Origin of the sequence: Thalassospira sp. CH_XMU1448-2 (genome assembly GCF_037027285.1) — a bacterium.
Lineage (GTDB): Bacteria > Pseudomonadota > Alphaproteobacteria > Rhodospirillales > Thalassospiraceae > Thalassospira > Thalassospira profundimaris_C.
In genome coordinates, this window is record NZ_JAYMEA010000002.1 from 961907 (window position 1) to 976075 (window position 14169).

Sequence of the window (14169 nt, forward strand, 5' to 3'; positions counted from 1 at the left end):
CCTTTGATTACCATTATCAATAATTTAGGCCTTTTTCTGGAAATAGGTCATTTATGCTGCTTGAGTAAAAATCATTCGCAGTTTTTTGCCTGCGAATGAAAATCGGTTCTGCAAAAAATCACCTGCCTGCGATCTTTTGACCCAACGGCCTCGTACGACTCGTATCCGTTCCCCAATCAGGCTGCATGCAATCCCGATGACGACTTATCAAACCATCCGCTTTGTGCTTGGTGATCAACTGACCCGCGACGTCTCAAGTCTTGCCGATGCCAATCCCGACACAGATCTGATTGTCATGGCGGAACCGCAGGCCGAAGCAACCTATGTTCCCCATCACCGGCAAAAGATCGTTCTGATTCTGTCTGCCATGCGTCACTTCGCCAAAGCGCTCAGGGAGGAAGGGTTTGTTGTTGATTATTACGACTACAAAACCCGCCCGACCAAAAGCTTTACCGACGCGTTGCGGACCACGATTGATCAGCATGACGTTTCAAAGGTTATCATCACCGAACCCGGCGAATGGCGGGTTCGTCAGGAAATAGAGAATTGGTCGTCTCTTCCTGATGTGGAACTTGAAATCCGGTCCGATGATCGTTTCTTTGCCCCGCTTTCGGAATTCGAAGAGTTCGCAAAGGGTCGCAAAGAACTGCGCATGGAATATTTCTATCGCGGCTTGCGCCGGAACACCGGGATTCTGATGGAACCCGATGGCAAACCGGCTGGCGGGCAATGGAACTTTGATCACGATAATCGCAAAGCTCTGCCCGATGACCTTACACCACTTCCCCCGAAATCCTTTGCCCCCGATCCCGTTACCCGTGACCTGCTTGATCTGGCCTATGATGACTTTCCCGACGGGCTTGGTTCGGTTGAATCCTTTGGGTGGGCAGTGACACGACAGGATGCCCTGATGGCACTGGATCATTTCATTGACCATCGTCTGGCGTGCTTTGGTGATTATCAGGATGCCATGACTGTCAAAAGTGCGACGGTCTATCACTCACTGATCAGTCCCTATATCAATATCGGCTTGCTGTTGCCTGATGAAGTCTGTCGTGCGGCCGAACGTGCCTATCACGACGGCAAGGCCCCCCTTAATGCGGTTGAGGGATTCATTCGCCAAATCCTTGGCTGGCGAGAATATGTTCGCGGGCTTTACTGGTTCATGGGACCGGATTACGTCACCCGCAATCATTTTGAAGCAAAACGCCCCCTGCCCGCGTTTTTCTGGGACGGGGATGTATCGCTGAATTGTTTGAAGCAGGCGATTGGCGAAACGCTTGAAAATGCCTATGCCCATCACATACAGCGCCTGATGGTGATTGGTAATTTTTCGCTCCTGACTGGCCTTTCTGTTCAGGAGGTCTGCGAATGGTATCTCGCAGTTTATATTGACGCATTTGAATGGGTTGAACTGCCCAACACACTTGGTATGGCGCTTTATGCCGATGGTGGCACCATGGCCTCCAAACCCTATGCCGCGAGTGGCAAATATATCGACCGGATGTCTGATTACTGTCAGGGCTGCCCGTTCAATCCGCGCAAAAATATCGGTTCAGACGCCTGCCCCTTTAATGCGCTTTACTGGCACTTTCTTGATCGCAATGTCGATAAACTTGGCAACAATGCTCGCTTGCGCATGGCTTACCGGAACTGGGCACGTATGAAGGATGCCGATAAAGAAAGCCTTATTGCCCAGGCAAATGCGTTCCTGAACAAGCTCGACAGCAACGAGACGGGTTTACGTAGCCGTCAAAGACAATTGCTTTAACCAAACGGCCTCAGCAAAGCTGCGGGAAACCACAGCCCGGATACACAAAAAGCCGGACTGATGTCCGGCTTCCGCATTGGCTTTCCCGAAGGTCGGGAGCCTAAATTGCGCTGGCGTTATGCAATCGCGTCACGAGCGGCTTTACGAGCAACGTCTTTGATCTGCCAGTGGGAAATCCCGACATCATCAAGATCGCGCTTATCAAGGCCGTAAAGTTCATTCGCAACCGAACGTGCATAGGCCCAACGGCGAACAGCAACAAGAATACTGGACAGGAACATGTTGAACCTCCTTGGGTTACAAATTTTGAATGCCGCCTTGGAGGAGACCTCCAACTGTCTGGCGCATTCGCCTCAGTAGTTTCGCAATGCAATATGCCCAAACAGCATTCAATCCTCAATTACCAAAGTTTGCACATCATCTATTCCATTTTGTCACATATATCCCCTCACACCTCCGACATAGGCCACAAAAGTTTACAGCTATGCAGTTTGGTCATGCCGATACCCAGCGCATCTTCCGCATCACCAAAAGCTGCACCGCAACATTTCCACGCCCGATTGATCTGTTTTTCACCAGAAAACCGATCAATCAGGCCCGCTGTTAAAGCAACCATGATGGTGAGGCCGTTTATTGACAAGTTGGCACACAAGCCTTGAGCAACTCCGGTAGACCCCGCCCCCCTTTATTTGTGCCCAATAGCCATTCAAAAGATTGAATTCCGGATCGAATTGACATCATTTGTGAACACACATCACATCTGTCATGCGAACAAACGCCCTAATTGTTTTTGCTGCCCTGCAATATATTTACGATACGCCAAATTATTTTTGTAACAGATTGTTTCAGTTCGCGTTCTGGAAACGCCCTGTTACAGTTTTGTGGATGCATTGAATGCCCTCTCAAAGCATGTTGTCGCTGCAAATGGTTCAAAGCCAGGGAGGAAACCTAAATGTATCTGCGCAAAACCATCCTCGCCACCGGTGTGGCGATTTCTGCACTCGCAACTGCTAGCTTTGCTCATGCCGAGCCGACCGCTGAAGTTCTGCACTGGTGGACTTCGGGCGGCGAAGCAAAAGCTGTTGCAGCCCTCAAAGAAGATTTCGAAGCAAATGGTGGCAAATGGGTTGATAGCCCGGTTGCTGGTGGCGGCGGTGACGCAGCCATGACCGTTCTGCGTTCGCGCGTTCTTTCTGGCGACGCACCGGCAGCTGTTCAGCTTAAAGGTCCGGCGATTCAGGATTGGGCTGAACAGGGCGCACTTGCTGATCTCAATGACGTTGCCGAAGCAGAAGGCTGGGACAAGGTTATCCCGCCGGCAATTCAGAACGTCATGAAATATGAAGGCGACTATGTTGCTGTTCCGGTGAACATTCACCGTATTGACTGGATCTGGGCAAACCCGACCCTTCTGGCAAAAGTTGGCGCAACCGACGTTCCGAAAAGCTGGGACGAGTTCAACGCTCTTGCTGACAAACTCAAAGCAGCCGGCATCACGCCGATCGCCCATGGTGGTCAGCCCTGGCAGGATGCGACAATCTTTGAAACCGTCGTTCTTGGCCTTGGCGGTCCGGAATTCTTCCAGAAAGCAATGGTTGACCTCGACGAAGACGCTCTGAAATCCGACACCATGAAAGCGGTGTTCGACCAGATGCGCAAAATCCGTGGTTATGTCGATGCCGACTTCCCGGGTCGTGACTGGAACCTTGCAACCGCAATGGTCATGAATGGCGAAGCCGCCATGCAGATCATGGGTGACTGGGCAAAGGGCGAATTCCTTGCTGCTGGCAAAGTACCGGGCAAAGACTTCATCTGCTCGGCTGCTCCGTCGGATAACGGTTACCTGTTCAACGTTGACAGCTTCGCAATGTTCAACGTTTCTGGCGACGACAAGGTTGCTGGCCAGAAACTTCTTGCCGAGCTGATCGTTGGTCAGAAGTTCCAGGAAACCTTCAACCTTCTCAAAGGTTCGATCCCGGCACGTCTTGGCGTTCCGCTCGACAAGTTCGACGATTGCGCGAAGAAATCCGAAGCTGACCTTCTGGCAGCCCAGGACGCTGGCGGCTTCCTGCCGTCCATGGCACATGGCATGGCGCTTCGTGGTCACCTTTCGGGTGCGATCGTTGACGTTGTCACTGCCCACTTCAACTCCGACATGTCGTCTGACGAAGCCGTCTCGCGTCTGGTCGAAGCCGTTGAACTGGCAAAAGACTAATCTCATCTGATCTGAACAGTCTGATCGACTGATTAGTGTGCAGGCCCCGGTTTCCGGGGCCTGCTTCCCGCTACATCTAACTTTTGAGGCAAAGGGTATGGGGGCTTCTCAAAGCACCGAAAGCAACCTGACGGCCAGTATTCAGCGTCATCTTTCAAAGATCGTTGTTGCACCGTCCTTTGCTGCGTCCCTGTTTTTCGTCTACGGGTTCATCCTGTGGACCGGCTATATGGCGTTTTCCAAGTCGCGCATGCTTCCCGTCTGGGATTGGGCAGGTCTGCGACAGTATGAACGCCTGTGGCAAATGGAACGCTGGCATGTTGCCATTGAAAACCTTTTGGTCTTTGGTGGTCTGTTTATCGTGACCTGCCTGATCATCGGGTGCCTTTTGGCAGTTCTTCTTGATCAGCGCATTCGCGCCGAAGGCGTACTTCGCACGATCTTCCTTTATCCGATGGCCCTGTCCTTCATTGTGACCGGTACCGTCTGGAAATGGCTTCTCAATCCGGGTCTTGGCCTGGAAAGCATGATGCATGATCTTGGCTGGACGAGCTTCAAGTTCGACTGGCTGGTCAATTCCGACATGGCAATCTACACCGTTGTGATTGCTGCTGTCTGGCAGGCATCGGGTTTTGTCATGGCAATGTTCCTTGCAGCATTGCGCGGCGTCGATCAGGACATTATTCGCGCAGCCTACATGGACGGTGCCAGCCTGCCCCGCATCTATTTCGGTATTATTATTCCGTCGATCCGCCCGGTCTTCCTGAGTGCGATCGTCGTTCTGGCCCACCTTGCTGTTAAAAGCTTTGACCTTGTCATTGCACTTACCGGCGGGGGTCCGGGTTACGCATCGGATCTTCCGGCAACCTTCATGTACACCATGGCCTTCCAGCGCAACCAGCTTGGTATTGGCGCGGCCAGTGCCATGATGATGCTGGCAACCGTTATGGCAATCATTGTGCCGTATCTGTATTCCGAACTGCGCGGAGGCAAGAAAAATGGCTGATCTTCAGACCTATAGCCACGACGCAGGCTGGAAAAACACAGTGCTGCGCGGGTTGCTCTATCTCGTACTGATCCTGTTTGCAGCTTATTACCTGTTCCCGTTGATCGTCATGGTTTCGACTTCCCTGAAGTCGCTTGACGAGATCCGCGAAGGGTCGCTGATTTCGCTGCCGCGCGTTGTGACGTTTGATGCATGGAATTATGCATGGAACGAAGCCTGTGTCGGTGTTGAATGTACAGGTATCAAAATCTATTTCTGGAACTCGGTCAAAATGGCGATCCCCGCTGTTCTGATTTCGACCTTCCTTGGTGCGATCAACGGTTATGCACTGACCAAATGGCGTTTCAAGGGCGCGAACATTGTGTTTGCCCTTCTGCTGTTCGGTTGCTTCATTCCGTTCCAGGTCGTTCTGCTGCCAATGTCACAGGTTCTTGGCAAGCTTGGTCTTGCCAGCTCGACCCCGGGGCTTGTTATGGTCCACGTCGTGTATGGCCTGTGCTTCACCACCCTGTTCTTCCGGAACTACTATGTTTCGATCCCGGATGAACTGGTCAAGGCAGCTACCATTGATGGGGCGGGTTTCTTCACCATTTTCTGGCGCATCATTCTGCCGATCTCGACCCCGATCATCGTGGTTTCGGTCATCTGGCAGTTCACCCAGATCTGGAACGACTTCCTGTTCGGCGCGTCTTTTGCCTCTGGCGAAAATGCACCGATGACAGTCGCACTCAACAATATCGTCAACACCACTACCGGCGTGAAACAGTACAACGTTGACATGGCAGCAGCCCTGCTGACCGGTCTTCCGACGTTGCTGGTTTATGTCCTGGCAGGCAAATACTTCGTCCGCGGCCTGACCGCCGGTTCGGTGAAGGGATAAGCAAATGGCATCACTCACCCTCGATAAAGTTCGCAAGGCCTTTGGCCCTGTTGAAGTTCTCAAGGAAATCAATCTGGCGATTGAAGATGGCGAGTTTCTCGTCCTTGTCGGTCCGTCAGGTTGCGGTAAATCGACCCTTTTGAACCTGATTGCAGGTCTGGAAAGCTCAACCGACGGGGAAATCCGCATCGGGGACCGCGTTATCAACGACGTGCATCCCAAAGACCGTAACATCGCCATGGTGTTCCAGTCCTATGCGCTTTACCCGAACATGACTGTTCGCAAGAACATCACCTTTGGCCTGGAAATCCGCGGTGTATCTGCGCAGGAACGCGACAAGGCAGTTGCCGACGTTGCCAAACTGCTTCAGATCGAGGCGCTTCTTGATCGCAAACCTTCCCAGCTTTCGGGTGGTCAGCGCCAGCGTGTTGCCATGGGTCGTGCGCTTGTTCGTGATCCGGATATCTTCCTGTTTGACGAACCGCTTTCCAACCTTGATGCCAAGCTGCGCGTTGATATGCGCACCGAGATCAAAAAGCTGCATCAGCGTCTTGGATCGACCATCGTCTACGTGACCCACGATCAGATCGAAGCCATGACCCTGGCTTCGCGTATCGCAGTCATGAAAGACGGTATCCTCCAACAGTTCGATACGCCGCAGAATATCTATGAGCGCCCGAACAACATGTTTGTTGCTGGCTTCATCGGTTCTCCGTCCATGAACTTCGTGAATGCGACCCTGATCGATAATAACGGTCAGCTTGCCGTTTCCATCGAACGCGAAGGCAACCCGATCACCCTTCCGCTTTTCGAAGCACCGGAAAGCTACAAGGCATATGCAGGCAAGAAGGTTGTCTTTGGCATCCGTCCGGAAGCCCTGACCCATAAACGTACGGGTTCGGATGAACCGGGCAGCCAGTATGTGAACTTTGACAGCAAGGTCGAAGTGATCGAACCAACCGGTGCCGACACCATGACCGTGATTGAAATTGCGGGTAAAGAAATCGTCGCACGCGTCCGCCCGGACCGCGCACCGACACCGGGCGAGAGCATGACATTCTCGGCCGACATGTCTCAGATCAGTCTGTTTGACCCGGATACCGAGTTGCGGATCTGATCTGATTGGCGGGTGGTTCTGGGGGCCACCCGCCATTCTTCTTTTTGGGCAGTTCTTGCGCTGCCACTGCCCTGATATTTTACATACCCACGCTTTTTCAAAACGTTCAGATGCCAAGTTAATCGAACCGGACCAAAGAAGTCGGTCGATCACAAATCCACGTGAAAACAACAATAAATTCACGTAGTTAGGGAGAAAGGTCTATGACGACCAGAAAAAAAGCGACCGAAAAACAGGTCAATGAAACCAAAGGGCTCGGAATCCGTTTCAAACTGGGTGCTTCTTTTGGCGCGATCGCGGCAATGACCGCCATCGCAGCCATCGTAGGTATCGTGTCCATCGAACGGATCAGCTCGGCACTTGATACAGTCACCAAGACCTCATCTGTTGCACAGGCATTGCGTGCTGCCGAAGAAAGCAGTGCGATTGCTGTTCTTGCCTCTGAAATGGCGACAAATCCGAATGCCGATATGGACACCCTGTCTGCAACGGCGCAAAGCCGCATGAAGGACCTGCGTGAAGCAACGCAGAACTCGCCGTTCTCCGACATAGCCCAATCGCTTGATCCCGATCTGAATGCACTGATCACCGCATCGGCGAACCGCAAGGAATTCGATACCGGCGTTGATGCAGCTATCAATGATCTTCGCAGCCAGCATGACGAGTTTCTGAAAACCATCGCAGGCAAGGTCAATGCCGCCAACCGCGAACTGGTCGATGGCAGCAATGATGTCATCAATTCGGCTGCTGACAACCTTAATACCCTGATCACCGATCAGGTAGGCACATTGCGTTCAGCCCTGACTTTGCAGGCTGAGGGTAATCTTCTGGTCAGCATCCTGATCGAAGCCGCCAACGCCAACGATGCCGACACTATCGAAGCCCTGAAAACCCGTTTTGACGCCACCAGCGCGACCTTGTCCGAACTTGGTTCTGCGTCCGGTTCTGATGATCTTGCGCAAATCACGGAAAATCTTCTGGGATTTGGTGTGGGTGACAACAATATCTTTGCCATCCGCAAAAACGAACTTACCGCCACCACGCAATCCAGCGAAGTTTTTCGCAAGGCACGGCTGGGACTTGAAGGCCGCCTTCATGAGGCCTTTGGCGAACTGATTGCACAGATTGATGGCGCCGCCCTGCCCGCTTCTGACGGTTTTCAGATGAAAGCCATCATTTCGCAGGCTTATGCAATGATGGTATCGGGGATCGCAGCAAACGACATCGAAACCGTCGAAAAGATCAAGGATCAGTTCAAGGAATTCTACAAGGAAAACCGCAAGGTTCCAGAAACCATCAGTGCGGATTTCAAAAAGCCCGCTGGTGATTTTTTCCGCCTTGGCATTACCCGTGGCGCATTGTTTGACCTGCGCAAGCAGGAACTCGAAGCCATCCAGCGTGCGACCGAAACCTGGTCGCGGCTCGCCACCGAACGAAAGGAACAGCTTTTTGTTGCCCATCAGGCATTCCGGGACGCGATTGCACCGGTGGTCGAGGCTGCTGATACCGGACTTCGTGACCGGGCCGTCGCCATTCAGGATCAAAGCCGTTCGGCCATCAGCGGTTTGATGGAAAAAGAACTGGCTGCACTGATTACGATGGTACGCCTTGAAGCGGCGGGCAACCTTGCCATCGGCTATCAAAATCAGGCAGCCTCCGCCAGCGACCTTGACACTCTGAGCCAGCTTGAAAACCGTCTTTCCGATGTTGGCAAGGCAAGCAAAGCCATCGCCACAAACGCCCCCGAAGCCACCGACATCACCAAAACGGCCGAAACCCTGACCGGGTTGTCGGTTCTCGAACCCAAACGCAAGGCCATCGAAGCATGGAAATCCGCTACCGATGCCCTTGATCATGTTCGGGTTGCTGTCGAAAAAATGGGGGTGCAGGGCGTTGCCGGAGCGGCAAGCAAACAATCGGCCGCCGTCACGGTTGAATCCGCTGAGGCAATAACACAGGGACGCATCATTCTGAGCGCCCTTGGCATCGGATCACTTGTTCTGGCGGGGCTTCTGGCATGGATCTATGTTGGTCGCGGCCTGATTAACCGCCTTGAACGCATACGGTTTGCCATGGCCGAAATTGCCGCAGGCAACACCAATGTCGCGATCAATGACACTGGTCGGGATGAATTAACGGAAATGAGCAAGACGCTCGAAGTATTCCGGGCCAATGCCGCCGAAGTGGTCGAAGCCCAGCAGCGTGAAACGCAACAACGCGAAGCCGCAGCACAGGAAAGACAGGCAGCCCTGAATGCACTTGCCGATGATTTCGAAAGCCGGATCAAATCACTCGCCGAGGACATCGCCCATGCGTCCGAAAGCATGCACGCATCTGCCCAAACTCTTTCGGAGCGCAGCACAACCAGTGCGGATCGCTCAGCAAGTGCTGCAGAGGCCACACAGGCCACCGCGCAAAGCGTTGAAACGGTTGCCGCCGCCGCCGAGGAACTTGCGGCCTCAATCAGTGAAATCCGTCGTCAGATGGAAGATTCAACCCGTATCTCCCGTACAACATCGGAACGGGCTGTTCAAAGTGCCGAAAGCGTTCAGGCCTTAAACAAGCTTGCCGATGAAATTGGTGATGTGGTGATCCTGATTTCCGATATTGCCGAACAGACCAACATGCTGGCCCTCAATGCAACGATTGAAGCAGCCCGTGCCGGTGATGCCGGCAAGGGCTTTGCCGTGGTCGCCAACGAGGTCAAGCACCTTGCCGATCAAACGGCCAAGGCCACGGCCGATATTGGTGCGCGCATCAAGGCTGTTCAGAACGCCACCCAAAGTGCCAGTGATGAAATTGGTGCCATCACCACCTCGATCAACGAGCTTGATGACATCACAACGGCCCTTTCAAGTGCAGTGGAACAGCAGGCATCGGCAACGCATGAAATCACCCAGAACGCGCAGGCCGCCAATGACACCACCCGTCGGGCCGCCGATGACGTGATGGCTGCCAAGTCCGTGGTAATCGAAACTGGCGAGATTTCAAACAATGTCCTGATTTCTGCCAAGGATCTGAGCCATCAGGCCACCAATATCCAGCGCGAAGTCGACAATTTCCTGAGCGACATTCGCAAAGGGTGATTAACCACCCTGAATGCAAAACGGCTCGCTTCTGGCGGGCCGTTTTCGTTTGGGTCTCACACCCGACGCGGCAAGGAAATAATTACTTCAAGCCCCTTGCCCGGCATGTTGCGCAAACTGATCTTGCCATCATGGGCATCAATCACGGTCTTCACAATCGACAGGCCAAGACCGCTGCCGCCGGTACTGCGCGCGCGTGATCCTTCAACCCGATAGAATGGCAGGAACACCTTGTCCTGATGCTCTACCGGTATGCCTGGTCCCTCGTCGCGAATGGTCACCAGAACATTGTCAGCTGTGGCTTCCAGACTGACCTTTGCCCGATATCCATATTTCAGGGCATTTTCGATCAGATTGGTAAAGGCGCGCTTTAATGTACCGGGACGACAGGTGATCCGGATACTGCGTTTGCCCTCAAACGAATGGGGTTCGTCCCCACCGCCAAACACGGTATGGACCGAACTGAATTGCAAGGGTTGCGGCCCGTCAAATGAAACCGGACGGCCAAGATCGGCATAATCATCACAAATCGCCTCAAGAACCGAGACAAAGTCGACCGTGCGTTCTTCTTCTTTCTGAATCCAGTCACCCAGAAAATCGAGCGCATCGTTCAGAAGACCGTCCATCTCGTCAAGGTCACGCAAAACGGTCTCACGCAATTCATCATTCTCGATGAACTCGGCCCGTAATCGCAACCGCGTGCTTGGTGTTCGCAAGTCATGCGAAATGGCGGCCAGCATGCGGGTCCTGTCACCCAGCATGCGCGAAATACGTTCGCGCAGATCATTATAGGCGGCTGCCATGGATCGGGCTTCGGTCGGACCGCGTTCCTCGACAGGTGGACCATCGACCTCGTCACCATGGGCAATGATTGCGGCAGTCAGGTTTTTGAACGGTCCTGCCAACAGATCGGCAAGGGCTGCAAAAACCGCCAGAACCGCAACAACCCCCAACAGGAACATCAAAAACACAAGCGATGGCGATGAATAGTTGGCCCACAATTCATCATGACTGACCAGAATACGCTTCCCTGTTGGCATCATGATTTCGATCTGGGCGACAAGGCCAAGACGGGCAATTTCACGCGACAGTTCGGCAAAGAACAGGCTGGGGTTTTCGGTTGCCTCGATGGTTGCCCTTTGCTCGGAGCTTAGCCGCCCGCGCATGAAATGGACCTTTACCGATGTCGGCCATCCGGTATTGGCAAGGCGCACGGGCATGGCAATATGCTGTGCTGGTCGCGAAAACAGCAAAAGCGTTCCGATATCGTCGGCGGGCAAAATACGCAATGCCATCCCGTCGCGCGCAGCGATATCGACGATATTGGGTTCGAATTCCGGATTATCGGCAATACGGACCAGTTCGCGAATGGTAAAGCCCAATGTATAGGCCCGCCCGATCCGTTCATCGCGTTCAATAACGTAATAGGATGCCAACGCACTCAAGGCTGCGATGATCACACCGCCCAGCATCATCAGCAAAAAGATACGCCCGCCCAACGTGCGAGGCTTGTAGCGCCTGAGATAATTGCTGAACTCTGCGAACATGTCCGCCATTACGCTGCCCTAAAGCATCTGGGTGTCAGCGCAGAACTGATAACCGATGCCCCGAACGGTTTTGATCAGCTTGGGGTTCTTGGCATCCTTTTCGATCTTGCGGCGCAGGCGGCTGATCTGGATATCGATGCTGCGATCAAATGGAAGCGAACTTTGACCCCGGACGATATCAACCAGTTGCTCACGCGACAAAGCGCGCTTGTTATTTTTGACCAAAGCCAGAAGCAGCGAAAATTCACCGGTCGAAAGATGTACCGCGACATTGTCGGCATCACGCAATTCGCGTGATCCGATATCAAGCGTCCATTCGCCAAAAATGATCTTCTTGGTCGGGGCAACTTCATTGTCGGTCGGCCCCACTGCACCGGTTTCAAACCGCCTGAAAACCGCACGAATACGTGCGAGCAATTCACGCGGATTGAACGGTTTGGTCAGATAATCATCCGCCCCCAGTTCAAGCCCAAGGATACGGTCAGTATCCTCGCCAACTGCGGTCAACATGACAATCGGGACTTTGGATGTCCGCCTTACATCGCGGCATAGTGCAAATCCGTCCTCGCCCGGAAGCATGATATCAAGAATGACAAGATCGATCTTCCAGTCGCGCAAGGCACGATGCATTTCATTACCGTCCGAAACGGTCGTGATGCGAAAACCGTGCTGCAGCAGGAATTTCTTCAAAAGCTTCTGGATTTCCTGATCATCATCGACAACCAGAATATGAGGTTCACGTCGCGTAGTCAGAGTCCCGAACTCCCCTATTTATCAGTCGATCATGTTCCTGACCGTGCGCGGAGTTTAGTCCATATTGCCTTCGGATTGAAACATTTTACCATGACCTGGTCATAAAAGAAAAAGCCGGGCAAAACCCGGCTTCTCCAATGTCAATCCAGTCGCTGCGATCGGCATTTATTTCAGATCATAGACCTTGGTACTGCCCGAAACTTCAGATGCAACAACCAGCATCGCATTGCCAGTCGGGCTGTCCTTGGCATCGATGAATTGCATGCCTTCAGGGGCAAGTTCACCTGCGGTATCAGCCTCCGGGCTGCCCGAGAAACGACGATCACTGTGATAGGTGACAAATTGCGGGTTGGCCGGATTGGTCAGGTCATAGACCATGAAGCCGCCCTGACGTTCCAGACCGATAAACGCGTATGGCGTGCCGTTGACGTAACCTGCGGCGATGCCTTCGGGCTCGGGGCCCTTGTCATCGGAACGGTTGTCACGGCTGTAATTTTCGGTGTCCGACGCGTTAAAGACATTGGCATATTTCGATGCCAGCAGCTGTTCAAACGCATCACCGCTGTCAAAGACCATCTCGCCATCTGCATTCAGAACCGAGAATGACCGTGCGCCATAGCTGTAGATAACATCGACATCACCGTCGCCATCAATATCACCCTGTGCAGTCGTCGTTTTCAGGCGACCAAGATTTTCGTCTTTCTGCAGGGTGCTTGCCGTCGGGAACCTGACCGGATCAAGGGTTAGTTTGCCGACACGGGTTTCTTCGCTGTAACCGTCATAGTCACGTGAATCACCCTCGTTGGCGATCAGGACCCATTCCTTGCCTCCGATTTCAATCGCATCAATGGTATCAGGCATATACATGCCCATTACCGGCCAGGTGCGAATATTGATCTTGCCGTCCTTGTCGCTGGCATCAAAGGCATGAACCGAATGATCCTTGAAACCAAGACCGGCAACACGGGTGACCGTTGCCGTTTCGATATCGATGATCGCAACCGCATTGTTTTCCTGAAGCGAAACATAGGCGGTCTTGCTGTCGTTGGTCACGGCTATATATTCCGGCTCGACATCCTGCGCGACGCTTGAGGTTCCCGGGTTGGACATGCGCATGCCATAGGGCAGTTCGCCGTCATTGAGGAATTTGAAATCAACCGTCCGAACATCCGCATCCGAAAGACCTTCGACACCACCCGCGATCGGGATGATGGAAACGCTGCCTTCCGGATCATTGGTGAAAGCGTCGTTCGGTTCACCCTCGTTGGCGACAAGAACATATTTCCCGTCCGGTGAAAACTTGATCATGTCGGGAAGCGCGCCGACGGTCACAGCCGAGATGAAATTGCCATCAGAGTCAAAAAACACGGCCTGCCCTGGGGCCTGCTTGTCGGTGTTTTCAACGGCAACGGCCACAACACCGTTTTTAACCGCCACACTGTTGGCGGCCTTGCCCCAGGTTGCAAGCTCCAACGCTCCAAGCTTCACAAGCTTGTCGGGGTTTGACATATCAAGGATATCAACGGTTTTGTCGGCACCATTCACCACAAAGATGCGCTTTGACACCGGGTCAAATGCCGGAATTTCAGCCGCGCTTTCATCAAGCATACCGGTGCGATATTCACCCATCGGCACGATTGTCAATGGATGCGCACCTGCATTGGCAACCGTATTTGCCATCATTGAATGGTTTTCAGCGGTACCGGCACAGGCACTCAGAAGCACGGAAACGGCAGCAGTTGCCAACAGTGATGAACGCATAATTCCCCCCTTGGTAAATGGTTCGTCAAAGCT

General features: G+C 53.2%; 10 protein-coding genes. 6 read left to right on the forward strand and 4 right to left on the reverse strand.

The annotated features are described in order from the left end of the window. Positions 1-196: 196 nt before the first annotated feature. A complete protein-coding gene (locus WA318_RS11835; RefSeq protein WP_336081290.1) occupies positions 197-1771 on the forward strand; it encodes a cryptochrome/photolyase family protein in 1575 nt (524 codons plus the stop codon). A gap of 116 nt (positions 1772-1887) precedes the next feature. On the opposite strand, the gene WA318_RS11840 is transcribed toward WA318_RS11835, so the two are convergent. Beyond that, complete coding sequence (locus WA318_RS11840) at positions 1888-2052, reverse strand: DUF1127 domain-containing protein (protein WP_114097336.1); 165 nt, start codon at positions 2050-2052, stop codon at positions 1888-1890. A 671-nt stretch (positions 2053-2723) separates the two neighbouring features. Between WA318_RS11840 and WA318_RS11845 the strand changes: the two genes are divergently transcribed. From WA318_RS11845 to WA318_RS11865, 5 genes are all read left to right on the forward strand, one after another. After that, a complete protein-coding gene (locus tag WA318_RS11845; protein WP_336081294.1) occupies positions 2724-3986 on the forward strand; it encodes an ABC transporter substrate-binding protein in 1263 nt (420 codons plus the stop codon). 97 nt (positions 3987-4083) lie between these two features. Next, entirely contained in the window at positions 4084-4992 is a 909-nt protein-coding gene (locus tag WA318_RS11850; RefSeq protein ID WP_114097334.1) for a carbohydrate ABC transporter permease, read from the forward strand. Next, positions 4985-5872 carry a carbohydrate ABC transporter permease gene (locus WA318_RS11855; RefSeq protein WP_114097333.1) on the forward strand — a complete coding sequence of 296 codons (888 nt, stop codon included), beginning with the start codon at positions 4985-4987 and terminating at the stop codon, positions 5870-5872. Before WA318_RS11850 ends, WA318_RS11855 begins: the two co-directional genes overlap by 8 nt. Positions 5873-5876: 4 nt before the next feature. Further along, complete coding sequence (locus tag WA318_RS11860; RefSeq protein ID WP_114097332.1) at positions 5877-6989, forward strand: ABC transporter ATP-binding protein; 1113 nt, start codon at positions 5877-5879, stop codon at positions 6987-6989. 203 nt (positions 6990-7192) lie between these two features. Beyond that, entirely contained in the window at positions 7193-10075 is a 2883-nt protein-coding gene (locus WA318_RS11865) for a HAMP domain-containing methyl-accepting chemotaxis protein (protein ID WP_336081297.1), read from the forward strand. A 56-nt stretch (positions 10076-10131) separates the two neighbouring features. Here WA318_RS11865 and WA318_RS11870 read toward each other — a convergent pair whose 3' ends face one another. The 3 genes from WA318_RS11870 to WA318_RS11880 form a co-directional block, all read right to left on the reverse strand. Further along, complete coding sequence (locus tag WA318_RS11870) at positions 10132-11631, reverse strand: sensor histidine kinase (protein ID WP_114097330.1); 1500 nt, start codon at positions 11629-11631, stop codon at positions 10132-10134. A 9-nt stretch (positions 11632-11640) separates the two neighbouring features. Then, positions 11641-12375: a response regulator gene (locus tag WA318_RS11875; protein ID WP_114097329.1), complete on the reverse strand. Its 735-nt coding sequence runs from the start codon at positions 12373-12375 to the stop codon at positions 11641-11643. A 165-nt stretch (positions 12376-12540) separates the two neighbouring features. After that, entirely contained in the window at positions 12541-14136 is a 1596-nt protein-coding gene (locus WA318_RS11880) for a choice-of-anchor I family protein (RefSeq protein ID WP_336081300.1), read from the reverse strand. Positions 14137-14169 lie beyond the last annotated feature (33 nt).